This window comes from Mesorhizobium sp. C372A, assembly GCF_030323245.1.
Taxonomy (GTDB): domain Bacteria; phylum Pseudomonadota; class Alphaproteobacteria; order Rhizobiales; family Rhizobiaceae; genus Mesorhizobium.
Genome location: NZ_CP100475.1, coordinates 3,305,671 through 3,328,416, shown reverse-complemented (window position 1 = coordinate 3,328,416; position 22,746 = coordinate 3,305,671). Strand labels below are relative to the sequence as shown.

At 61.3% G+C, this 22,746-nt stretch carries 23 protein-coding genes; 17 read left to right on the top strand and 6 right to left on the bottom strand.

The window, feature by feature from the left end; translation table 11 throughout:
* Positions 1 to 2: 2 nt before the first annotated feature.
* The 5 genes from NLY42_RS15815 to NLY42_RS15795 all read left to right on the top strand — a co-directional run bounded on the left by NLY42_RS15815 (position 3) and on the right by NLY42_RS15795 (position 4,668).
* Complete coding sequence (locus NLY42_RS15815; protein WP_023754483.1) at positions 3 to 1,133, top strand: CgeB family protein; 1,131 nt, start codon at positions 3 to 5, stop codon at positions 1,131 to 1,133.
* A complete protein-coding gene (locus NLY42_RS15810; protein WP_023667985.1) occupies positions 1,130 to 2,224 on the top strand; it encodes a CgeB family protein in 1,095 nt (364 codons plus the stop codon). Before NLY42_RS15815 ends, NLY42_RS15810 begins: the two co-directional genes overlap by 4 nt.
* Complete coding sequence (locus tag NLY42_RS15805; protein WP_023754484.1) at positions 2,221 to 3,324, top strand: CgeB family protein; 1,104 nt, start codon at positions 2,221 to 2,223, stop codon at positions 3,322 to 3,324. The genes NLY42_RS15810 and NLY42_RS15805 overlap by 4 nt, the downstream gene beginning before the upstream one ends.
* A 23-nt stretch (positions 3,325 to 3,347) precedes the next feature.
* On the top strand, positions 3,348 to 4,388 hold the full coding sequence (locus tag NLY42_RS15800; RefSeq protein WP_023681096.1) for a UDP-glucuronic acid decarboxylase family protein: 1,041 nt from the start codon (positions 3,348 to 3,350) through the stop codon (positions 4,386 to 4,388).
* Between the two features lie 94 nt (positions 4,389 to 4,482).
* A complete protein-coding gene (locus NLY42_RS15795; protein ID WP_023667982.1) occupies positions 4,483 to 4,668 on the top strand; it encodes a hypothetical protein in 186 nt (61 codons plus the stop codon).
* Positions 4,669 to 4,676: 8 nt separating this feature from the next.
* Here NLY42_RS15795 and NLY42_RS15790 read toward each other — a convergent pair whose 3' ends face one another.
* A complete protein-coding gene (locus NLY42_RS15790) occupies positions 4,677 to 6,491 on the bottom strand; it encodes a hypothetical protein (protein WP_245263534.1) in 1,815 nt (604 codons plus the stop codon).
* Positions 6,492 to 6,576: 85 nt separating this feature from the next.
* Here NLY42_RS15790 and NLY42_RS15785 point away from each other — a divergent pair, with 85 nt between their 5' ends.
* From NLY42_RS15785 to NLY42_RS15735, 11 genes are all read left to right on the top strand, one after another.
* Entirely contained in the window at positions 6,577 to 7,680 is a 1,104-nt protein-coding gene (locus NLY42_RS15785; RefSeq protein ID WP_023681094.1) for an inositol-3-phosphate synthase, read from the top strand.
* Positions 7,677 to 8,273, top strand: coding sequence for a histidine phosphatase family protein (locus NLY42_RS15780; protein ID WP_023667978.1), 597 nt, complete (start codon positions 7,677 to 7,679; stop codon positions 8,271 to 8,273). The genes NLY42_RS15785 and NLY42_RS15780 overlap by 4 nt, the downstream gene beginning before the upstream one ends.
* Before the next feature lie 14 nt (positions 8,274 to 8,287).
* Entirely contained in the window at positions 8,288 to 9,388 is a 1,101-nt protein-coding gene (locus tag NLY42_RS15775) for a CgeB family protein (RefSeq protein ID WP_023667977.1), read from the top strand.
* Positions 9,388 to 10,191, top strand: a complete 804-nt coding sequence (locus tag NLY42_RS15770; RefSeq protein ID WP_023667976.1) for a sugar phosphate nucleotidyltransferase — start codon at positions 9,388 to 9,390, stop codon at positions 10,189 to 10,191. The genes NLY42_RS15775 and NLY42_RS15770 overlap by 1 nt, the downstream gene beginning before the upstream one ends.
* 3 nt (positions 10,192 to 10,194) lie before the next feature.
* Positions 10,195 to 10,956, top strand: coding sequence for a TIGR04290 family methyltransferase (locus NLY42_RS15765; RefSeq protein ID WP_023667975.1), 762 nt, complete (start codon positions 10,195 to 10,197; stop codon positions 10,954 to 10,956).
* Positions 10,949 to 11,881, top strand: a complete 933-nt coding sequence (locus tag NLY42_RS15760) for a glycoside hydrolase 5 family protein (RefSeq protein WP_023691448.1) — start codon at positions 10,949 to 10,951, stop codon at positions 11,879 to 11,881. Before NLY42_RS15765 ends, NLY42_RS15760 begins: the two co-directional genes overlap by 8 nt.
* A 7-nt stretch (positions 11,882 to 11,888) precedes the next feature.
* On the top strand, positions 11,889 to 13,046 hold the full coding sequence (locus NLY42_RS15755; protein WP_023667973.1) for a glycosyltransferase: 1,158 nt from the start codon (positions 11,889 to 11,891) through the stop codon (positions 13,044 to 13,046).
* Positions 13,047 to 13,054: 8 nt separating this feature from the next.
* Entirely contained in the window at positions 13,055 to 14,032 is a 978-nt protein-coding gene (locus tag NLY42_RS15750; RefSeq protein ID WP_245263535.1) for a GNAT family N-acetyltransferase, read from the top strand.
* Between the two features lie 4 nt (positions 14,033 to 14,036).
* Positions 14,037 to 14,939: a class I SAM-dependent methyltransferase gene (locus NLY42_RS15745; RefSeq protein ID WP_023754488.1), complete on the top strand. Its 903-nt coding sequence runs from the start codon at positions 14,037 to 14,039 to the stop codon at positions 14,937 to 14,939.
* Between the two features lie 73 nt (positions 14,940 to 15,012).
* Complete coding sequence (locus tag NLY42_RS15740; protein ID WP_023754489.1) at positions 15,013 to 15,231, top strand: hypothetical protein; 219 nt, start codon at positions 15,013 to 15,015, stop codon at positions 15,229 to 15,231.
* A 142-nt stretch (positions 15,232 to 15,373) separates the two neighbouring features.
* Positions 15,374 to 15,550: a hypothetical protein gene (locus NLY42_RS15735; protein ID WP_023725538.1), complete on the top strand. Its 177-nt coding sequence runs from the start codon at positions 15,374 to 15,376 to the stop codon at positions 15,548 to 15,550.
* Here the strand turns inward: NLY42_RS15735 and NLY42_RS15730 are convergent, their stop codons facing one another.
* From NLY42_RS15730 to NLY42_RS15705, 5 genes are all read right to left on the bottom strand, one after another.
* Positions 15,551 to 16,114: a sigma-70 family RNA polymerase sigma factor gene (locus NLY42_RS15730; RefSeq protein WP_023667968.1), complete on the bottom strand. Its 564-nt coding sequence runs from the start codon at positions 16,112 to 16,114 to the stop codon at positions 15,551 to 15,553. It lies immediately after the preceding gene.
* Positions 16,115 to 16,737: 623 nt separating this feature from the next.
* Positions 16,738 to 17,709, bottom strand: coding sequence for an amino acid ABC transporter permease (locus NLY42_RS15720; RefSeq protein ID WP_023687785.1), 972 nt, complete (start codon positions 17,707 to 17,709; stop codon positions 16,738 to 16,740).
* Positions 17,710 to 17,728: 19 nt separating this feature from the next.
* Entirely contained in the window at positions 17,729 to 19,009 is a 1,281-nt protein-coding gene (locus NLY42_RS15715) for an NAD(P)/FAD-dependent oxidoreductase (RefSeq protein WP_023687784.1), read from the bottom strand.
* Positions 19,010 to 19,153: 144 nt separating this feature from the next.
* A complete protein-coding gene (locus NLY42_RS15710) occupies positions 19,154 to 19,981 on the bottom strand; it encodes a transporter substrate-binding domain-containing protein (protein ID WP_023687783.1) in 828 nt (275 codons plus the stop codon).
* A 299-nt stretch (positions 19,982 to 20,280) separates the two neighbouring features.
* Positions 20,281 to 21,483 carry an MFS transporter gene (locus NLY42_RS15705; RefSeq protein WP_023754490.1) on the bottom strand — a complete coding sequence of 401 codons (1,203 nt, stop codon included), beginning with the start codon at positions 21,481 to 21,483 and terminating at the stop codon, positions 20,281 to 20,283.
* A gap of 176 nt (positions 21,484 to 21,659) precedes the next feature.
* On the opposite strand from NLY42_RS15705, the gene NLY42_RS15700 reads away from it, so the two are divergent.
* Complete coding sequence (locus NLY42_RS15700; protein WP_023754491.1) at positions 21,660 to 22,571, top strand: LysR family transcriptional regulator; 912 nt, start codon at positions 21,660 to 21,662, stop codon at positions 22,569 to 22,571.
* The last annotated feature ends 175 nt before the right edge of the window (positions 22,572 to 22,746 follow it).

The following is a 22,746-nucleotide window of genomic DNA, read 5'->3' as shown; positions in this document are numbered from 1 at the left end:
TCATGCGCTTTGTGTTCTACACCCATTCGGTCGTTTCCGACTGGAATCATGGCAATGCCCATTTCCTGCGCGGCGTCATGCGAGAGCTGGTCCAGCGCCGGCATCAGGCGATTGCGCTGGAGCCGGCGGATGGCTGGAGCCGGTCGAATCTGCTGGCTGAGAAGGGGTCGTTCGCCATCGAACGCTTCCGCAAGGATTTCCCCGAACTGATGCCGGTGACCTACGATGCCGGATTTGATCATGAAGCCTGGATCGCTGAGGCCGACGTTGTGATCGTTCATGAGTGGACGGATCCGGAGCTTGTCGCACGTGTTGGCCGTGCCCGGGCCGCCGGCGGCAACTTCATCCTTCTTTTTCACGACACTCACCACCGGGCCGTGTCGGCGACCGAGGCACTCTCGGCGCTCCGGCTGGAGCACTATGACGGCGTTCTCGCCTTTGGCGAAACCTTGCGCGAGAGCTATCTGCGCGCCGGCTGGGGCAAGCGCGTCTTCACCTGGCATGAAGCCGCCGACGATCGCCTGTTCAAGCCGCACCCGGAGATCCACCCCACCTCCGATCTGGTCTGGATCGGCAACTGGGGCGATGATGAGCGGACCGCCGAACTCAAGGAGTTTCTGATCGAGCCGGTGCACGATCTTGGCCTTGATGCCGCTGTTCACGGCGTACGCTACCCCAAGACCGCACTTGCGGATCTGGCCACCGCAGGACTGCGCTATGAGGGGTGGATTGCCAATGCCGACGTGCCGAAGGCTTTCGCCGCGCATCGTGTCACCGTTCACATCCCACGGCGCCCCTATCGCGAGGGGTTGCCCGGAATCCCGACGATCCGCATGTTCGAGGCACTCGCCTGCGGCATTCCGCTGATTTCAGCGCCATGGTCCGATGTCGAGCAGCTTTTCAGGCCCGGTGTCGACTTCCTGTTTGCCGAGAATGGCTCGCAAATGCGGCAACAGCTTCGGACGGTGTTGTCCGACGAGGACTTTGCGGCCTCCCTGGTGACCTCGGGTCTCGAGACCATCCGCTCGCGGCACACCTGCCGCCACCGCGTCGACGAGTTGCTCGGCGTGCTCACGCAATGCGCGAACCGACACACCGCCGTCCCGACAGCCGCAAAGGAAGCCGTCGCATGAAGATCGCATTCTATGGATCGAGCCTTTTGTCGTCCTACTGGAACGGTGCCGCGACGTACTATCGCGGTTTGCTCAAGGCACTTTCGCAATTGGGTTACGAGATCACGTTCTACGAACCCGATGTCTACGACCGGCAGAAGAACCGCGACATCGAAGCTCCCGACTGGTGCACTGTCGTCGTTTATGAGGCGACCCAGCATGCGCTGATGCAGGTCGCGGCACGTGCCGCCGGCGCCGACATCGTCGTCAAGGCGAGTGGCGTCGGTTTCGAAGACGAGGCGCTGCTTCGCGCCGTTCTCGACCACGCCCGCAGCGACGCGCTTGTCGTATTCTGGGACGTGGATGCGCCAGCCACGCTTGCCCAGTTGCGCGACGAGCCGGACCACCCGCTCCATCGTGCACTGCAGGAGATCGACCTCGTGCTGACCTATGGTGGCGGCGATCCCGTTGTCTGGGCCTATCGTGCCATGGGCGCCAAGGAGTGCGTGCCCATCTACAATGCGCTCGATCCCGAAACGCACCATCCGGTCGCCAGCAAAGCGCGTTTTGCCTGCGACCTGGCGTTCCTCGGAAACCGGCTGCCGGACCGTGAAGCGCGTGTCGAATCGTTTTTCCTCGATCCCGCCAGCCAGCTGCCGAAACAGCGTTTCCTGCTCGGAGGCTCGGGTTGGGGCGACAAGCCGCTCCCCACCAATGTAGGCTGGCTCGGCCATGTCGGCACCCGCGATCACAACGCCTTCAATGTCACCCCAAAAGCCGTGTTGAACATCAGCCGCGATAGCATGGCCGCCAACGGTTTTTCACCGGCCACGCGAGTGTTCGAGGCGGCTGGCGCCGGCGCCTGTCTCATCACAGATGCATGGCTGGGCGTGGAACTGTTCCTGAAACCAGGCGAGGAGATCCTGGTCGCGCGTGACGGCGGCGATGTCGCCGAAATAATGCGCTCGCTGACCCCCGGTCGGGCCAAGGCAATCGGCCAAGCCGCACTTCACCGCGTGCTGGCGGACCATACCTACGCGCTGAGGGCGGATGTGGCGGATGCCGTCTTCAAACGTCATTTCGAGCACGGGGCCGTGGAGGCAGCGGAATGACCAAGAAACTGGACATCGTCTTTCTCGGCCTGTCGCTGTCCTCATCGTGGGGAAACGGTCACGCCACCACTTTTCGAGGTCTTTTGAAAGGCTTGCACGGACTCGGTCACCACGTGACTTTTCTGGAGCGCAACGTGCCATGGTACGCCAATCACCGCGATCTGCGCGAACCGGAGTTCTGCGCCTTGCGCTACTACGAAACCACTGCGGAGCTGCAACGCGACTACGCACAGTGCCTGGAGCAGGCCGACATCATTGTCATCGGATCCTTTGTTCCAGAAGGACGCCAGGTCATCGACATCGTCGCCTCGCTTTGCAAGGGGCAGCTCTGCTTTTACGACATCGACACCCCGGTGACCCTGGCCAAGCTTTCAGCCGACGATTGCGATTATCTGAGTTCGCGGCAAATTCCGTATTTCGATGTCTATTTCTCCTTCACCGGCGGACCAACGCTCAACCATCTGGCGCAAGACTTCGGCGCGCGCCATGCCGAACCTCTCTATTGTTCGGTCGATCCGGAACGGCATCACCCGACAGGAGATCCGATCCGCTGGGATCTCGGCTATCTCGGCACCTACAGCATGGACCGGCAGACAACGCTGAACGCTCTGCTGCTCGAGCCCGCACGGCATATGCCGAACCTCCGTTTCGTCGTGGCCGGCTCCCAATATCCATCCGACATCATCTGGCCGGACAATGTCGAACGCATCGAACATTTGCCGCCAGCCGATCACGCCGCGTTCTATAGCCGTCAGCGCTACACGCTGAATGTCACACGCAGTTCCATGATCACCGCAGGATGGTCGCCCAGCGTGCGCCTGTTCGAAGCGGCGGCTTGCGGCACGCCCATCGTCAGCGACCGCTGGCCAGGGCTCGACAGCTTCTTTCCCGCGTCGGCGATCCACACCGCCGCGGAGACGGACGATGTCATCGATATCCTCGTTGGCGAGTCCGAGCGCGCACGCCTGGCCATGGCCGGCCGGGCTCGCAAACTCGTCCTCGCTTCCCACACCGGCGCGGCCAGGGCTCGCGAATTCGTGGCGGCGCTGACCCAACCAAGGGCGACGGCCCTCGATCTCGACATTGGAAGTGCAGCATGAACGGCAGACAGGAGAAAACAGCGATGCGACAGACAAGAAAGGCGCACAGGGCAAAGACGGTGCTTGTTGCCGGCGGCGCGGGTTTCCTCGGTTCGCATCTTTGCGAAGTATTGCTCCGCAACGGCTGGCGCGTGATCTGCGTCGACAATTTTCTGACCGGGCGCATGGAAAACATCATCTCGATCATGGACCGGCCGGGTTTCCGGTTGATCGAGCAGGACATCTGCCGGCCACTGGATCTCGGCGAGCCCGTGGATCACATCTTCAACCTGGCCTGCGCCGCCTCACCGCCGCGTTATCAGGCCGACCCGATACACACCACGCGTACCTGCGTGATCGGAACCCTCAACCTGCTCGAACTCGCTGTCCGCAATGACGCGCGACTGCTGCAGGCCTCGACGAGCGAAGTGTATGGCGATCCGGAACAACACCCGCAAAGGGAGGATTACGTCGGTCATGTGAACTGCACCGGCCCACGCGCCTGCTACGACGAGGGCAAGCGCACCGCCGAAACGCTTTGCTTCGACTATCTAAGGGCCGGCAAGGCCGACGTCCGCGTCGCGCGCATCTTCAACACCTACGGTCCGAGAATGGATCCGGCCGACGGTCGCATCGTCTCGAATTTGATCATGCAGGCGCTCGAGAAGCGTCCGCTGACGATATTCGGCGACGGCCAGCAAACGCGATCCTTCTGCTATGTCTCCGACTTGATTGATGGATTGATGCGCCTGATGAACATCGACCCCAATCCGGGCAAGCCGGTCAATCTGGGCAATCCCGGAGAATTCACCATCGTGCGACTGGCGGCATTGGTGAAGGCGATGACCGGCACCAAGTCGGATCTGAAATTTCTGCCCCTGCCGCAAGACGATCCTCGGCGCAGGCAGCCTGATATTTCGCGTGCGAAAACGCTGCTCGGCTGGTCGCCGAGAGTGCCGCTCAACGAAGGGCTCAAGCTGACGATCGATTATTTCGCGGCGCTCGAAGGCACCGGCATCGGCGATCAGATGACAGGCCTTGCCAAAAGGAGACCCGCAGGCGGGCTGCAGAACCTTCCTGCATGACGTGGGCCGCGGCCGGACCTGCCCGGAGATCGTGCGGAACATCCATCCAACCTTGTAGTTTGGCGGGAGGGACCCGATACGGAGGATCATCCTCATGCAACCCAAGCGACCCGCGAAGGATGTCGACAAGATTGCCGAACGCGAGGCGGCTGCCTATCTGCGGCGCTCCTCGATCACCTATCTCGAGTGCTGCGTCAGCCTGATGATGACGCATCTGCAGCGCGAGGAAGTGGCCGCTATTCTCGAGCAGGAAGCAGACATGCTACGAAGGCTGGATTGATCGAAACGCTACACCTGAGAGTCGTCCAGGAACCGTATCAGCCCCGCCCTGTATCGGTCTGCGGTCGCGGCCAGCCTTGCTTTTTCCTGGCCATTTTCGGATTGCGCAGCCGTGCTCCAGAGCCCGATTTGGAACGCCAAATAGCAGGGTTCGAAAAAATCGATGTGGCCATTGTCAATATCGAGCCCCATCCCCTCGACCAATGTCGTCACATCGCTGTCGGACAGTCCATATTCGACACGGGCGCCGGCAATGTCCCACTCTATCGGCTGGCAGCCAATCAAATCGTGTGCCCGGCAATGGTCGACGGCATCTGTCTTGACCACCGAGCCGTCGGCACAAACGAGAAACTCCCACGCGTGAAGCTTTCCGTCGATTTCCACCGGCTGCAGAACATGCGCAGGGGTTTTTTTCGAGAGCCAGCCGCGCAACGTCGCCGCTCGGTTCTCGCCCAGGGCTTCAGATGTATTGGAAACAGCCATTTCCGTGAGTGCGAGCAATGATGCACCCGGTTCGCAGGTTCGGAGATTGAGCGCCCGCCAGGTTAGATAGCGCGCCAACTCCGCGACCAGCCTTCCTCTTGGCAGCGGCGCCTGGTCCATCGTGGTGCCGTCAATCCACCGTTCGACCAGAAAGCCGTGGCAAAGCCCGACCACTTGCGATCCGAACCCGGCTTTCCCCAACATTTCCGCGGCTCGTCTCTTACGCCGTCCGGTTTCGCCGAGGCCGGCGAATTTGACGAGCCAGCGACCACACCCCGCGGACGCCAGGAATTTACGCCGCTCGATGCCGCGCGGGCTCGGCGGCCAATGCTTTTCGTCGACGTAGTGGACGCTCCTCCATTCGCCACCAGACAGTTCGGTCAGGCGTAATTCGGGGCTGCCGACCGCCTCGGCCACCCATTCGCTAAGCGTGGGAATGTTCGAGCTTTCGGGGAAGGTGCATTCGAGCGCCGTCGCCACATGTTTCGGACAGCGCGACCATGTCTCCCTGGCCTCCCGTGACGCTTCGATGCCCGGGTCGCCAGGATGGCTGGGAAACAGGTGAATGCGGTCCATACCAATACCCAGTTCCCGCAGCCACGCGACGACGGCGTGCATCGAACTGCCGGACAGACCGGGACCTTCGTCTACAACGGCGAAGCGTGCCGATGGATTGTTCTTCCAGGAAGCGATCGAGCGCGGATCGGCATTGATGTGCCTGCGGAAAGGATGGCCGACCGGACGAACGCTGAACGGCGCCGGCGCGCCAATCGCGGCAGCCACTATGGCGGCAAGCCCCAGGCCGATGCTGCGGATGCCGATCACGCATGTGTTCGCATCGAGACCTGACTCCTGCGCCGCTCCCAAATAGCTTTCGGGATAAAGCGCGTAATGCGCGTAACCCTCGGCAGAACCGGTCAGAACCTCAGCCTCGCAATCCAACCCGTCCAGCAGTTGGAGAAGTCCCGGCTCGATGCCACCGCCCACGGCGAAACCGCTTCGCCACGACTTCGCCACCTCTGCCGCAAGACCAACCAGCAATCTGGCGCCTTGCTGTTGCCGCGGCGAAAAGATGTCGATGCCCCTGTTCTCGAAATCGACATCGGCAAGCGCGCGAACCAGTTCCGATACGCTGATGAATAGGCCGACCAACGCGGCATGGCGTCGGACGCCATGAGCCATGCGGTCCAGACTTTGAGCAATTTCGCTCGCAGCATCGCGAAGCCGTTCTGCGCTCTGCCTCCGCTTCTGGTCGCCGTAAACAATCATCGATCGGTTTTCCAATGCTTCGCCTTGCGGCAACGCAGCGAGCGCTGCTTCGATCCATGCTGTCTTGCGCAATTTTTCGGCAGGCCAAGGAACATTCCGGCACGCTGGTGGTTCGGCTGCAGGAACTTACCTTTGAACAGCATAGGGCGGCAGTTTCGTGGGATCGAAAAAGGTTCGTGTCGGTATCGTCGGGGTCGGCAATTGCGCATCCTCCCTGGTGCAGGGCCTCTCCTATTATCGTCACGCAAAAAGCAACGAACCAATCCCAGGGCTGATGCATGCCGACCTCGGCGGTTACCATGTCGACGACATCGAGATTGTCTGCGCATTCGACGTCGCCAGGAGCAAGGTTGGCCTCGACGTCGCTGAAGCAATCTACGCCGCCCCGAACAACACGTTCCGCTTTGCCGATGCGGCGGCAAACGGCGTTCGCGTCGAGCGCGGACCGACACTTGACGGCATCGGAAAATACTTGCGCGACGAAATCGAGGAGGCGCCGGAGCCGGTTGCCGACGTCAGCGAAATCCTGCGCAACAGCGGCGCCGACGTGCTGGTCTCTTACCTGCCGGTGGGCTCCGAGGAGGCGACGCGCTTCTACGCCGAATGCGCGCTTGAGGCCGGCTGCGCCTTCGTCAACTGCATACCCGTTTTCATCGCCTCACGTCCGGAATGGCGCCGGCGCTTCGAGCAGCGAGGGCTGCCGCTGGTCGGCGATGATATCAAGAGCCAGGTCGGGGCGACCATCGTTCACCGCCTGCTGGCCAATCTCTTCCGCGAGCGCGGCGTGCGCATCGATCGCACTTATCAGCTGAATTTCGGCGGCAACACCGACTTCCTCAACATGCTGGAACGCGAGCGGCTGGAATCAAAGAAAATTTCCAAGACCCAGTCCGTGGCCAGCCAGTTCGATGTTCCCCTGGAGCCGGGCAATATTCATGTCGGACCCAGCGACCACGTACCGTGGCTGACTGATCGCAAATGGGCCTATATCCGAGTGGAAGGGACGACCTTCGGCGGCGTGCCGCTCAACGCCGAGCTCAAGCTGGAAGTCTGGGATTCTCCAAATTCAGCCGGCGTGGTGATCGATGCGATACGCTGCGCCAAGCTTGCGCTCGATCGCGGCATAGCGGGAGCACTGACCGGTCCCTGCAGCTATTTCATGAAGTCGCCTCCCGAACAGTTCACCGACGCCGAAGCGCGGCAGCGCACGCTCGCCTTCATCGCCGGCAAGGACGAGCCTTTGCTGGATGCCGCGGAATGACGACAACGTTCTTTTTGATCCGTCATGCAGCGCACGACAATGTCGGCTCCTATCTTGCAGGACGGATGGATGGCGTTTGCCTTGGCGAGGCTGGGAAGGCGCAGGCCGCGCATCTTGGTGGCCGCATGGCCCGGGAGCCGATTGAAGCCATCTTGTGCAGCCCGCGTGAGCGTACGCAAGAGACGGCCGTGCCGATCGCGCTTGCCTGCGGCGTCGGTGAAATCGCGATCTGCGCCGAACTCGACGAGATCGATTTCGGCGATTGGTCGGGAAAGACCTTCGACGAGTTGAATGGCGATGCCGGTTGGCGGGCGTGGAACGACCAGCGGCAGGAGGCCAGGACACCGAGCGGCGAGACCATGCTGGATGTGCAGGAGCGGATCGTCGCACTGATGAACGCAGTGCGCGAGCGGCATCCGAACCAGTGTGTCGCCCTGGTCAGCCACGCCGACGTCATCAAGGCCGCCGTCTGCAAGGTGCTTGGCTTGCCGGTCGGCGACTGCTTCCGCTTCGACATCGATCCAGCCTCGATCACGACGATCGTGTCGGGTGACTGGGGCTCCAAGCTCCTGCGAATGAACGAAGCTGCCTGACGAGGACTTTCCGGATGCAGATGGTCATTTTCGGTCTCACCGTTACATCATCATGGGGCAACGGCCATGCCACGCTCTGGCGCGGTCTGATCCGCGCCCTGGGTCGGCTGGGATGGTCCATCACCTTCTTCGAACGCGATACCCCCTACTATGCCGGGACGCGTGATCTCGATCGGCTCGATGGCGGCAACGTCGTCATTTATCCGGACTGGGAGGACATCCGTCGCGTTGCGGAGCGGGCAATGAAGCAAGCGGATGTCGTCGTCGTCACCTCCTACTGTGCCGACGCCGTGGAGGCCTCGCGGCTGGCGCAGCAGACAGGTCGCGGATTGCGTGTCTTCTACGATCTCGACACTCCGGTCACGCTTGCCCGCATCGAGCAAGGCGAGCGTCCGCCCTATTTCGGACCTGAGGGTCTCGCCGATTTCGACCTCGTTTTGAGTTACACCGGCGGCTCTGCGATCGAGGCGCTTAAGTCGGTTTTGGGCGCGCGTCACGTGGTGCCGCTCTATGGGCATGTCGATCCCGACCAACACCGGCCGGCAGAGAAGCGGGCCGAATTCGCCGGTGATCTGTCCTATCTCGGAACTTACGCGGCGGATCGCCAGGCCGGCGTCGAAAAGCTGCTGGTCCGCCCGGCCGCGCGCTTGCCTGACCACCGTTTCATCATTGGCGGCGCGCAATATCCGCAGGAATTCCCATGGAGCGACAACATCTTCTTTGTCAGGCATCTTCCGCCAGCCGACCATCCGGCTTTCTTCTCATCATCTCGCCTGACACTGAACGTCACCCGGGAGGCGATGGCGCAAAAGGGCTGGTGCCCGTCGGGACGGCTCTTCGAAGCGGCCGCGTGTGGGGCTGCCATCGTCACCGATGCATGGCCGGGCCTGACCGAATTTTTCGAACCCGGCCGCGAAATCTTGTTGGCGCATGACACCGATGATGTGGTCGCCGCATTGCGATTGCCGGAGCGCGAGCTCGACGGCATTCGAAGGCGTGCCCGCGACCGGGTCTTGGGCGAACACACTTCGGCACGGCGCGCGGCGGAACTGGATCGCATCCTGAACGAGGCCTTTCAAAGATCTCCCGGCGAACCGATGAGGGAAGCGGTCTGATGTTGGGCATCGTACCCGCTGCCGGGCGCGGCAGCCGCATTCAGCCGCTCGGCTTCTCGAAAGAGCTGCTGCCGGTCGGTAGCCGGATCGATGGACAGACCGAGCGTCCATGCGCCGTGAGCGAGTATCTGGTACGGCGCATGGTGCAGGCCGGCGTCGACAAGATTTGCTTCATCATCGGATCGGGCAAATCCGACATCCTTGAATACTACGCCGCCGGCTACGGTGACGCGGCGGCTCTCTTCGTGGTGCAGCCGAACCCCGTCGGTCTGTGCGATGCGATCTTCCGGGCGGCGCCCCTCGTCGCGCCCGACGAGGTCGTCCTGGTCGGCCTTCCCGATACGATCTGGTTTCCCGAGGACGGTTTCCGCCATTTGCCCGACGATCAGCTCTCATTTCTGCTTTTCCCGGTGGATCAGCCGGAATTCTTCGACGCCGTCGTCACCGACGTCCACGAGCGCGTGATCGAAATCCAGGTCAAACGACAGGATGCCGCCACGAACTGGGTCTGGGGTGCGTTCAAGATGCCGGGCCATATCCTGCATCAGCTTGCGGCACTCTGGCGTGAGCGCGAGCGCAGTGACGAATATATCGGCACTTTGGTCAACGCCTATATTGCGGCCGGCGGTACAGCTTTTGGTGTCAGGGCTGGGTCGGACTATGTCGATGTCGGCACTTTCAACGGCTATCGAACAGCTCTGCGGTTGCTTGAAAACGACGCCTCATCCGCGCAGCGCCGGCCCACCATGATCATGCCCGGCGCGCAGTCGCATGTACCCGTCGTTCCTGGCGAAGGAGCCTGAGCCATGCTGCATTCCCATGCCGAAATCCGCCGCCGCATCGATGCGCTCGGCCCATGGTTCCACAACATGGAACTTGCCGGCGTCCAAACCGCTCCCAACCATTTTCTGGGCAACTACCCGCTGATCAAATGGCGCAAATTTGCCAATGCCATTCCCGCTGATCTGAGGGGCAAGGCCGTACTCGATATCGGCTGCAATGCAGGATTTTACTCCATCGAGATGAAACGGCGAGGTGCTGACCGTGTCCTCGGCATCGATTTCGATGACGCCTACCTGGCGCAGGCTCGCTTTGCCGCCGAGGTTGCCGATTGCGAGATCGAATTCCAGAAGCTTTCGGTCTACGACGTCGGCTCGCTGCGCGAGACGTTCGATGTCGTGCTGTTCATGGGGGTGCTTTACCATTTGCGCCACCCCTTGCTCGCGCTCGACCTGATCCGCGAACATGTCGCCCGTGACCTGATGATCTTCCAGTCCATGCAGCGCGGCAGCGCGGATCTGCCCGAGTTGGAAGAAAACTATCATTTCTGGACGCATGACCTGTTCGACCAGCCGCAGTTTCCCAAGCTGCATTTTATCGAGCACCGCTATGCCGACGATCCCACCAACTGGTGGATTCCAAACCGCGCCTGCACCGAAGCGATGCTGCGCAGCGCCGGTTTCGAGATCGTTCTGCACCCCGAGCAGGAGGTCTATTTCTGCCGCGCAGCCGGGGACCCGGCCGGCGGCGGCGCCATCTACCCCTCGAAAGGACAGCTCCATGATTGAAGCCGCCATGATCTGGAACGAGCCCAACAACAAATCGCATTGGGACCCAGAGCTCGATCCCGATTGGAGCCGCTTTGCCAGGATGGCGATCTTGTCGGCTGACGCAATCGCGTCGGAGAACCCGTCTTTGACGAAAGTACTCGGTGGCATCTCGCCGATAGATCCGGGCTTTATCACCCGCATGAAGGAATTCGGCGTGCTGGACCATGTCGATGCCGTCGCCGTGCACGGCTTTCCGCTCGACTGGAACCTGTGGCAGATCCACGAATGGCCACAGAAGATCGGCGAGATCGCGACCGTCACCAACCTTCCCATCTGGGTCAGCGAAGTCGGCGTATCGACCTTCGGCGCGGAAGAAATCCAGGTCTGGGGGCTCAAGCGCACCGCCGAGTTGCTGATCGGCAACGCACCACGCATCCAGTGGTACAGCCTCTACGATCTTCCGCGCGAATGGGAAGCAACGACGCGGCATCGCGAGGCAGAGGGCTCTTCTTACTATCGACATTTCCACATGGGGCTGCTACGCCAGGACGGTACGCCAAAACCTGCGCTGGAGGAGTTCCTGCGCTACACGCCCGCAATGGGGCTGGTGCAGTGGTTTCATTTCGAGGACGCCCGGCTGGACGATGCCGTCGCCTGGATGAAGCGGCTGGGCGTCACCAATATGCGCACGGGGCTTTCCTGGGCAGACAGCTTCCGGCCGAACGCGCTGGACTGGTTTGACCGGCAGATGGAGGCACTCGCCGATTTCGACGTGACGGTCACCTTTTGCTTTACACCGCAGCATCGCGGAATGATGCCCCACCACACCAGCCCACCTCTGGTGCCGGAGGAGTTCGCGGAATTCTGCGCAACCATGATCCGCCGCTATGCGCCCGGCATGACGTCCGCTTCGCTCCCGACGCGGCGGGCCTCGGCAGCGTGAAAGTGTCATGCTGCCAATGCATCAGACGCCTGACACATTGGACGAATTAGCGGCATCATCGACAGGTGGTGCGGCATACGGGACCGAGGCGCAACCAGCCGCGGCGCTCACTGTCCTCAATGTCGCCTACCCTCTCGCACCCGTCGGACCCGATGCTGTCGGCGGTGCCGAACAGGTTCTGTCGATGCTCGATCGGGAGCTGGTTCGCGCCGGCCACCGCTCTATCGTCATTGGCTGCCGCGGCTCCAGCGCGAGCGGTACCCTTGTGGAAATACCGGCTGAAAACGGCGTGCTCGACGAGGCGGCGAAGAGCCGCGCGCAGCAGGCTCATCGCAAAGCGATCGCCGCTGCCCGCGCCCGATGGCCGATCGATGTGGCTCATCTGCACGGTATCGATTTTCATGCCTATTTGCCCGACGATGGTCCGACCCTGGTGAGCCTCCACCTGCCCTTGGACTGGTATCCGGCCGAGGCTCTGCGACCGACGCGCGACGACCTGTGGCTCCATGCGGTCTCGCCCACCCAGCAGCAAACGGCGCCACCAGGGGCCAGACTGGTGGCGCCGATTCCCAACGGCGTTGACATCGAAGCACTGAGCCTGGTGCAGCCGAAGCGAGACTTTGCCCTGGTTCTCAGCCGAGTCTGCCCGGAAAAGGGCATTCACCTGGCCCTGGACGCGGCCAAACAGGCGGGCGTGCCCCTGGTCATCGGCGGCAAGGTCTACCCCTACGAAACACATACGCGCTACTTTCGCGACGAGGTCCAATCCCGTCTTGATGCTCGCCGCCGCTTCCTGGGCCCGCTCGGTTTTAACGCCAAGAGGCGCTTTCTCAACGCAGCCCGCTGTCTGGTCATTCCAAGCCTCGCCGCCGAGACAAGCTCGCTTGTCGCCATGGAGGCCCTCGCCTGCGGTACCCCGGTGGTCGCATTCCCGAATGGTGCGCTTGCGGATGTCATCGAGCACGGCAGGACGGGCTTTCTCGTCAACACAGTCGACGAGATGGCCCAAGCCATTCTTGCGGCGCCCAGCCTGGACGCCGAGGCGTGCCGGGTGGAGGCGCGACGGCGGTTTTCGCTGGAACGGATGATCTCGTCGTATATGGCTGCCTATCAGGCGCTGGCACAACTTGGCACAGATTGCCGGCGCTTCGCTGCGGCACCGTGAGAAAAGCAGTGTTGCGCAGCGAAATCATTGATGACCCCGTAAAATTCGATGCCTTGACGCCGCACTGGTGGAAACTGTGGGAGCAGAGTTCCTCTGCGACGCCGTTCCAATCCCCCGCCTGGCTGGTGCCATGGTGGCGCGCATTCGCACCCGGTGAACTGGCGACAGTCGCGGTCTGGCGTGGCGGCGATCTGGTCGGGCTGGCGCCACTCTATCTCGAGCATGGAACGGCCGGTTCGAAGCTGCTTCCGGTCGGTATTTCGCTCAGTGATTATCTGGACATCCTGGCTGTCCGGGATATCGAGGCGGCGGTTGTCGCCACCATTGCCGAAACGATCTGCTCGGTCGGGTGGTCACAATGGATCTTGTCTGATCTGCCGCAAAACAGTGCCGGTCTTACGATCGCGCATCCCGGTTTAACGGTCGAGAGGCCGGTAATTCATGCAGCCTGTCCCGTGCTTGCTGTTGCCGGCGACCACACGTTGGCCGGCTGCGTTCCCGCTCGGCGCAGGCGCCAGTTGCGCCGGGCGCGCCAAGCGGCGTCCAGACGCGGCCGGCTCGCGTTGGCGTCAGCCCGGGGCGATCAGAACTTCCTGAACCAATTGATCCGCCTGCACCATGCACGCTGGGTTGGACATGGAGGTGGTGTATTGGCCGACCCCGCCGTGCAGCACTTCCATGGGCTTTCACTTCCCTTGCTCGATGCTCACGGCCTGGTCCGATGCTGGTTGCTCGCGATCGATGGCACGACTGTCGCCGCCTATTACGGATTTCACCACCGCGGCCGCGCCTATGCCTATCTCGGCGGCCTCGATCCTGCTTATGCCGAGGAGAGCCCAGGTGCGATCCTGATCGGCCACGCGATCGCGGAGTCGATCCGCGAAGATGCGCGCGAGTTCGACTTCCTGCGCGGCCAGGAGGCCTACAAATACGGCTGGGGCGCCGTCGACAGGTGGACGATGCGGAGGATCTGGACGCGGAGTTGATGTCATGAGTGTGCACGCGCAGCGCCGGACATCGGTCAGACGGGCGGTCGAAGATTGTATGGCCGATGGTGCCTGCGCCGAAGCTGTTCTCGTCAGGCTGGCGCTTCACCTGCCACCCACAATTGAAGCGGCGGAATTGGCGAAGGTCGTGCTGAAAGTCCGTCCGGCGGATACCGGCGATGCTGAAAGACTGCGAAAGGTCGCTGGACTGCTGCGCCACAGACCGGGCGTCCTTGCCACTTTGCGAGCGACAGGCGGCGCCGTTCGGCATGAACGCGGTAACGGCGAGACGGATATTGCCGTCGTCACGCGGCTGGCCTCGAGTTTTGATGCCGCGGCAGCAATTTCGACAGCCGCAAGTGTCCAGTTAGGATCCCTTGGCGATGACGAGCGGCTGACAGCCATGACCGACGAAATCGTTGAATGGCTCGAGGCGCGAGAATTCACCGGAATTGAACGAGACATTCTCGACATCGGTTGCGGCATCGGACGTTTCGAGCGCGCGCTGTCCAATTCCTTCAAGCGGATGGTCGGCATCGACATATCATCGCGGATGATCTCTATCGCCTCCGAGCAATGCGCAGCGCTCGGCAATGTCGAACTGCGCCAAACCTCCGGTCTCGATCTGGCCGACTTCGACGACGACAGTTTCGATTGCGTGTTGGCGGTCGACAGCTTTCCCTACCTGGTCCTGGCCGGCATGGCTGAGCGGCTTTTCGATGAAATTGCGCGCGTTCTCAAACGGCCGGGCCGGCTCGCATTGCTGAACTATTCTTATCGCGGGTCGCTTTCTTTGGACCGGGCCGACATCGGCCGTCTTGCGCAAGCTCACCAATTGCGGGTCGTCATCGACGGCGAGAAGCCGTTTCGGTCATGGGATGGCGACGCCTTCCTGCTTGCTGGGTGAGACGGAACATTACAGCGCGATGCCGGTTCGGGCGTCGGCACCGATCGGTGTCCTGGATTCGAAGGAGGAGATCATGGCATCCGGCAGCAAAAAGCATTTCGGACAAGGCAGCCAAGGCAAAGGTGCCGGCGCCGGCGCAATGACCACCTTGGACAAGGACAAGATCGAGGAAAACGCGGTTTTGTCCAACCGCGACAGGAAGCAACATGGCCGAGAGCGCGGGCTGGACGGCAATCGAATCAAGTCCGATCAATTTCAGGATCACGCCGCAAACCGGTTGCTGAAGGACTGACGCCACCGCGCCGCGTCTTGCCGCGGCACGGAGGGAAAACTGTGCAAGGGCCGCCGGTGAGCCTCTCGGCGGTCGACAACGCCCTGTAGTGCCGAGCGCTCATCATCAGACTTGGATCTAGGGATGCTATCAAGAGAACGTGATGTCTCATTCGAGCGACGATACCACGGATCTGCTTGTCGAGATGGCAGTGGATCAGGAGATTGCTTCCCTGCTGGCCGCCATAGAGCAGGAAAAGATACCAGACCGCCTGTCCAAGCTGGCGATCGAATTGCAAAACGCTCTCGTCGAGAAGCGTCGGCGAGACGTGAAGAGCTGATTATCTGCGGCTGTCGACCTCTATATCGAGCTGACCATCCGACAGCTGATTTCGCCTTTCTATCAATGTCTGCAACGAGCTCTCCCCGAGTAGCTCAAGGATGTTGGCGCGGGCACGGTTCAGCCGGCTCTTGACCGTCCCTACCGCGCAGCCGCAGATTTCGGCGGTTTCCTCGTAGCCCACTCCTAAAACGCCGATCAGCATCAGCACCTCGCGCTGATGTTCGGGCAGCTTTTGGATGGCGCCGTGAACTTCCTTGCTCTGAACGGTCCATTCCTGGGTAGCTTCCGAAATCGGTCTCGAAGACGCGCAGTCGAGAAGGCCTGGCGCTTCCCGTGCAGCGATCTTGATCCGGGTGTAGTAGGTGTTGCGCATGATGGTGAAGAGCCACGACTTCATGCGTGTACCAGGTTCGAACTTGTCGATGTTGGCGAGCCCTTTGGTCAACGTTTCCTGCACCAGATCGTCGGCATCGTCTGGAACGCGGCAGAAGGTGCGCGCGAAAGCCCGCAGGGCAGGTATCAGATCAACGATGGAAACGTCATTGGTTTGTTGGTCGGCCAAGAGATAGCCTCCGGATGACAATGGTCCAGCTCCCAGAAGAAAGAGTGAATGAACGAAGCCAGAGCTAAATGCATGGAAGTTTGGTTCGTTCCCGCCGTTGGAAACAACTCTTCGAAAATTCCACCGGGCGCGAACACGCCGACTACGGTCTTCCCCCAACCACGCCCACTTCAAAGGAACGAAACACCATGCCGAGCTTCATTCCCGGGAAGTCTCGCCGGTGCGTTTGGCTGTGCAGGGCATGGACCGAGGCGTGCGGCTGGTAACGCGCAAACCACTGCTGACAAACCTATTGGCGAACCACGTGGCGAACTCGGCTACCATCGATACATAGCGATAATGGTTGGCCGGAGACATGTTAGAGTCATTAATTTTGTTAACTTATTGGCGCGGGTGAAATCCAGCAATCGGTCGTAGTTGCCGGGCGGTCGGCCAACGAACATGCTCGTCCAGCACTTGCTCTATTCTGCCCTCCGATCGGGCTAAGCCGATGAAATACCGGGTTGATTCACCCCTCACGACGTCGCCGAACGGCATGCTGTCGCGTACAATCTGCAGCTGCTCTCCGAAGCTGGCTGTTGCGGTGCTGTGCAACTCGCTTTGGCGAAGATCACGGATGACGATCAGCGCTTGAGTGAGCGCCCGAACCGGTCCTCGATCCGCGACTGAAGGAACTCGAGCCCCATCGAGAGCAGCCAATAGATCATCGAGGCGGTGATGAGCATCTCGATGTGGCGGAACTCGGTCTGGCCCTGCGTGCGTGCGAGATACATGATCTCCCAGACCCCGACCACCGAGACCAGCGAAGAATCCTTCAGCATCGCAATGAACTGGTTGCCGGTCGGCGGCACGATGACGCGCATCGCCTGCGGCAGGATGACCAGGAACATCGTCTGGTTAGCGCTAAGGCCGAGTGCCGTAGCACCCTCGGTCTGGCCGCGCGAGATGCTTTCGATGCCGGCCCGGAAGATCTCGGTCATGTACGCGCCGTAGCAGAGCGACAGCGCCATGATGCCAGCCGGCACGGCGCCGATCACGTAGCCAATCTGCGGCAGGCCGAGATAGATGATGTAGATCTGCATCAGCAACGGCAAGCCACGAAACAGAGAGGTATAGAAGGTCGCCAAGCCATAGACCACGCCGTTGCGGGAAAGTTTGGCGATGGCGCCAACGAAGGCGATGAGGGTGGCGATGGCGATCGAAATGGCCGAAATGTAGAGGGTCGTCACCACACCCTTCGAGACGAGGAAGCCGATCTTCTTGGCGATGAACGCGAAGGACAGGTCGAAGGAATAGAAAAACAACATTAGCAACACGAACAGCTCTATCCAAACTGCCACAATCTGCTGTTTGCGGCTGAGATACCGCAGCGCGTTCCAGTTCGCCACCAAGATCAATGCGATCAGCACCGCCGAGACCGCCCGCCCGACGTCCGGGTTGGCGGCGAGCCACTCGACCGACCCCGGAACGAGCTTGCCGAGCCAACTGGCTTTGATGCCGAGCCCATACAGGCCGGCGGCGATGGCGGCGAGCACGAAGAACACGCCAACGCGGCGCGCCGCGTCCGGGTGGTTGAGCAATAGTCGGCCGATCACGTCTTCGATCTCCCTGCGGTCAGCGGGCCCGCTCGCGCCACCAATCCTGCGCCTGCAGCTTCCAGTAGGTGAGTTGCGCAACCGCAAGTCCAGCCGGGCCGCCCGCCCAGGCAAGGCCGAATGGTGCAAACAGCCGGTAACGGTCCGATTGTCCCAGTATGGCTTCGGCGATCAACTTGCCGGCGATCGCCGTGGTGTTGATGCCATGGCCACCAAAAGCCGTGAGGTACCAGACGCCCGGCTGCAACGGGCCTATCTGGGGCATCATGTGCCGGGCATAAGACATGAGCCCGGACCAGGCGAGTTCGGTCTTGAGGTGTTCGAGCTGCGGATAAGTGGTGACCATCTCACGGCGCAATTGCCTCGCCAACACGCCCGATGAGGCTGCCCGGGTGGTGATGCGCCCTCCCCAGAGCAGCCGCCTGCCGCCTTCGACAACACGGTAATAATCGCCTGCGCGACGGTTATCGCCGACGGCGTCGGTCGTCGTAATCGCCTTGGCGATGAGGTCAGGCGCCTCCTCGCTCACCATAACGTAAGTGGCGATAGGCAGGAATGCCCGCTGCAGCCGGCCGACCAGTGGGCCCGTATATCCGCCGGTGGCAACTACGGCCTGGCGGGCGCGCACTTCGCCGCTGTCGGTACGCAAGATCTTTTCGGCGCCGTCAAGGTTGGCTTCAACGGCAGCCGTTCTCTCGTATATCCTGCCGCCCAGCCGCTCGATCTCGCCAGCAACGGCGCGCAGATAGTTAAGCGGATGCATGTGGAAGGCGCTGGGATCGCGCAGGCCTTGGTGGTAGCGATCCGAATGCAGCACCGCTCGCACCTGGTCGCGATCGAGATAGTCGAGCCGGTAGTCGAAATCCCGCGCCAGTTGCTCGGCATATGCCTTGAGCACGGCGCCGCCATCGTGGCGAAGCACGCTCAATATACCGGAGCGCGGCTCTGCCGCCTTGACGTCGAGATCGCGGATCGTCTGCCGCACGAAGTCGACGCCTTCGATGGACAGGCGGTGCAGTTTTTGTGCCGCGTCGACGCCGGCCATCGCGGCGATGTTGTCGGTGCCGGTGGCGAAACCGGGATTAACGAAGCCGCCATTGCGACCGGAAGCGCCGAATCCTATCCGCTGCGCCTCAAGCACGACGACCTGCTGGCCGGCGCGAGCCAGCTGCAACGCCGTCGTCAGGCCGGCCAGTCCGCCGCCGACAACGACTGTCTCGCACTCGGAAACGCCGCTCAGCGGCGGTCTGATGGTGTTGTCGGCAAGCGTGCGTCGGTAATATGTGTCAGGACATGTCATGATCAATATGATGAGGTGGCGGCACTAGAGCATTTTGCAGGCAGGCGGAGCCGCCCGGTGTCGTGGAAATGCGGCTGAAACAAAACAGATGGAGCGGGATGTTCAATTGAATGCACCCCGCTCAAGCTTTATCCACGATGCCTCTCAGTCAGAGCTGTAATCCTTGCCGTACCACTTGGTGGTCAGTTTCGCGAGGGTACCGTCCTTCTTCATCTCGTCGAGAATGCCGCCGATCTTGGCATTCCACTCGGCATCACCTTTTTCCGCGATCACCACCAGTGGCTCACGGAAGGCATAGCCGCCTTCCAGGACACGCAACGGGTAGCCGTTCTTTATCGCGTTCTGAGCCGTCTGTTCTGGTGCGATGACCGCGTTGAGGCGCACGCCGTCGCCGAGCCTCAAATCGTCGAACGGCAGCATTGAGTCAGCGAAAGTCCTGATCTCACCGGGCTCCAGCTTGTATTCGATGGGCGGCAGGCCGGGAGCATCGATCTCGAGTTGTCTACGGATGAAATCCTCCGACGTGGTGGCGGTCTCGACGCCGATGATCTTACCGTTCAGGTCGGCGACCGATTTGGCCGGGCTGTCCTTGTGAACCACGTAAACGTAGGGGCTATAATAATAGATGCCTTCGAAATCGATCACCTTGGCCCGCGCTTTGGTCGGCGTCACCGAGCCGACACCCAGATCGTAGCGTCCCTGCCAATGGCCGCCCGTCATCGTCGCCCAGTCCGGCGTGTCGAAACTGACCTCCACACCGAGGCGCCTTGCGATCTCCTTCGAGACGTCGATATCGAAGCCGACCAACTGATTGCTGTCGTCGAGGAAACTCTGCGGCGGCCAACCGCTGTTTGTGGCGACCACCATTGCCTTCTTCGAGGTAACCCGGTCGATGGTTTCACCCGCCGACGCCGCAGACGCGAACGCGAGCGTGGTAGTGGCCAAGGCCAGCCACGCGATCAATTTCCTCACTTGAACCTCCCTCTTCATCGTCATTCAGACATATGCTTCCCAGAGCGCGCTCCCGTAGAGAAACAGTAATTGAGAGCGCGGCATGAGATCGATCTCATATCAGCACACATATCGACGAGGGGATCAAGTCCTTTTTCAAGTAGCCAGTTGTCCTCCGGGGGCGCAAAGCATCGGCACCCGCACGGTGCGGCGGAACCCGCGTTTGATGTGACGCGCGTGACTTTCAAGACAGAGGAAACGAAGATCTACTTCAACCTATCACATCATTGCCAGATGGGCGGCACAGGATGGCTTGCTGTCTACGAGTTTCCGATGTTCCGGTTAAGCATGGGTGCGCGGCACACCGGCAGCAGCACCAGCAGGATGATGGCGGAGTCGGCCCAGAGGACCCTGTTCACGCCCATCGTGTCCACGATCTGACTGGTCGCTAGGGTACCCACGGAGATGGCAAGATTGAAAGTGAAGCAGTAGATGGCCGTCGCGGTCTCCGCGCTTTCTGATGCTGCACTCAGCACCCACGTCTGCAGCGTAATGGGCGCCGCGCCATACGCGAAGCCCCACACCAGCAGCAGGATGGTTCCTGTGAGCGGCGTGACCCCGAGCAACGGGAAAAGAGCCAGCGTGGCGCCGAGCCCAATGACGACGCAGGCCAATGTGCGACCGACGGATTTTGCGGCCCAGACGCCTGCGACGGCGTTGCCAATCATTCCGAGAATGCCATACCCCAACAGTAGCCAGCCTATGCTCCCTGCAGTGACGCCCGAGACCTCCAGCAACACCGGGCTCACGAAGGTGTAGGCACCGTAGTGGGCAGCCACCAGCAGTGCGGTCGCAACCACGCCCGACAGGAGGGCGGGATTGCGCAATTGCGCACGCAGGGCTTTCACCTCCACAGGCTGCGCCGCCTCGAGCTTCGGAAGCACAAGCAGGGCGGCGAGCAGTATGGCAAAGCTCAGGCCGGCGAGAGACCAGAAGGCGCCGCGCCAGCCGACTAGATCACCGATGATCGTGCCGGCCGGCACGCCCAGCACCGCAGCGGCACTTACACCGCCGAAGACAGTAGTCATGGCGCGCGGCACGGACGGTCCAGGAACAAGGCGTACTGCGATGCTTCCGGCTATCGCCCAAAAGCCACCGATGGTGATCCCAACGAGCAGCCTGGACGCGAGCAGAACGGGAAAGTTCGTTGCGAGCGCTGAAATCACGCTCGCCGCAGCCATTACCGCGAGCAGGCCCGCCATCAGAATACGCCGGTCGAGCCTCCCCACTGCCAACGGCAAACCGATAGAAGCGAACGCCGCAATTACGCCGGGTATCGTCACCGTGAGACCGCCACTCCCAATAGAGACATTCAACTCGGAAGAAATTGCCGGAATCAGCCCCACAGGGAGTTGCTCCGCAGTGATCATCGAAAAAATACCCAGCGATATAGTGAGCACGGAGAGCCACATGCGAAAAGTGGCTCCCTGTTTCTCCCGAAGGGCTGCTTTGGTCAGAGACATGATCACCTCCAGCCCGCGAGAAGGCACTCGACGCCAACGTTTCGGGCAAACGTTAGAGAGACGGATCGGGCAATTGATCCCGGCCTGGTTTCAGATAATCTGTCCACTGCGGATTGATAATCGAGGGAGATATGGATGGTGAATTCACGAAACGTGAATGAAAGAGGTGATTGCAGTTGGACCGGCTGACCAGCATGACCGTGTTTGCCAACGTCGTCGGTGAAGGCAGCTTCGCTGGAGCGGCCACGCGGATGCGACTATCGCCAGCGGCCGTGAGCAAACATGTCCAGATGCTGGAAGAGTGGCTTGGCGCACGCCTTCTCAACCGGACGACCCGGCGCATAAGCCTGACAGAGCTCGGCGCCTCCGTCTACGAGCGCAGTCTGCGCATAATCGAGGATGTCGAGGAAGTTCGTACGAGCGCGGCCGAGAGCAAGACACGTCCCACCGGCTCACTGCGTGTCAGCGCGCCGATCTCCTTCGGCGCGATGCACCTTGGGAGAGTCGTTGCAGAATATCTCGCGGTCTACCCGGAGGTGTCGGTTGAGTTGGTGTTGGACGACCGTGTGGTTGACATCGTGGAAGAGGGCCTGGATGTCGCGGTACGCATCGCTCCACTCACGGTTTCCAATCTGGTTGCTCGCCGAATCGCGCCTTCACGCGAGGTGGTCTGCGCTTCGCGCGATTATCTGGACAGACGCGGGCGTCCCACAAAGCCGTCGGATCTCCACGACCATGATTGTCTGGACTACGCGTTGCGCGCCAGCCGCGGAAAATGGCGGTTCGACGGACCAAAGGGGGAAGTGGCGGTAAAAATCACTGCACGGATGACGGCAACGAACGGGCAGCTCCTGCGCGATGCGGCGCTGGGTGGAGCAGGCATAGTACTTTGCCCCACTTTCCTTGTTGGAGATGCCATTCGTTCGAGCCAACTGGAGACAGTGATGCCCCAGTTCAAGCCGGTAAGCCGGTCGATCTACGCGATGTACCCGTCAAGAAGGCATCTTTCCGCCAAAGTTCAAAGCTTCGTGACGCTTCTCGCCGCCCACTTTGGTGAGAACCCACCTTGGGACAACTTTGGACCATGACGACTGGAATGTTGAGCCCAGAGGCCGCGCGCACTTGCACGGCCTTACTGTGCATGGGACCAGCACCCAGGGCCAAGGGGCGGTGCATATCGAGCCGTCCAGCACCTTTTCGAGACTGAAGCATCCGCTATTTGCCGACGGTCATTCGCTGAGGCTCAATCCACCGCCCATCCTA

Coding starts and splice junctions, on each gene's coding strand:
- NLY42_RS15815 (WP_023754483.1), top strand. CDS start 3: ATGCGCTTTGTGTTCTACACCCATTCGGTCGTTTCCGACTGGAATCAT.
- NLY42_RS15810 (WP_023667985.1), top strand. CDS start 1,130: ATGAAGATCGCATTCTATGGATCGAGCCTTTTGTCGTCCTACTGGAAC.
- NLY42_RS15805 (WP_023754484.1), top strand. CDS start 2,221: ATGACCAAGAAACTGGACATCGTCTTTCTCGGCCTGTCGCTGTCCTCA.
- NLY42_RS15800 (WP_023681096.1), top strand. CDS start 3,348: ATGCGACAGACAAGAAAGGCGCACAGGGCAAAGACGGTGCTTGTTGCC.
- NLY42_RS15795 (WP_023667982.1), top strand. CDS start 4,483: ATGCAACCCAAGCGACCCGCGAAGGATGTCGACAAGATTGCCGAACGC.
- NLY42_RS15780 (WP_023667978.1), top strand. CDS start 7,677: ATGACGACAACGTTCTTTTTGATCCGTCATGCAGCGCACGACAATGTC.
- NLY42_RS15775 (WP_023667977.1), top strand. CDS start 8,288: ATGCAGATGGTCATTTTCGGTCTCACCGTTACATCATCATGGGGCAAC.
- NLY42_RS15770 (WP_023667976.1), top strand. CDS start 9,388: ATGTTGGGCATCGTACCCGCTGCCGGGCGCGGCAGCCGCATTCAGCCG.
- NLY42_RS15765 (WP_023667975.1), top strand. CDS start 10,195: ATGCTGCATTCCCATGCCGAAATCCGCCGCCGCATCGATGCGCTCGGC.
- NLY42_RS15760 (WP_023691448.1), top strand. CDS start 10,949: ATGATTGAAGCCGCCATGATCTGGAACGAGCCCAACAACAAATCGCAT.
- NLY42_RS15755 (WP_023667973.1), top strand. CDS start 11,889: ATGCTGCCAATGCATCAGACGCCTGACACATTGGACGAATTAGCGGCA.
- NLY42_RS15745 (WP_023754488.1), top strand. CDS start 14,037: ATGAGTGTGCACGCGCAGCGCCGGACATCGGTCAGACGGGCGGTCGAA.
- NLY42_RS15740 (WP_023754489.1), top strand. CDS start 15,013: ATGGCATCCGGCAGCAAAAAGCATTTCGGACAAGGCAGCCAAGGCAAA.
- NLY42_RS15735 (WP_023725538.1), top strand. CDS start 15,374: ATGTCTCATTCGAGCGACGATACCACGGATCTGCTTGTCGAGATGGCA.
- NLY42_RS15715 (WP_023687784.1), bottom strand. CDS start 19,009: ATGACATGTCCTGACACATATTACCGACGCACGCTTGCCGACAACACC.
- NLY42_RS15705 (WP_023754490.1), bottom strand. CDS start 21,483: ATGTCTCTGACCAAAGCAGCCCTTCGGGAGAAACAGGGAGCCACTTTT.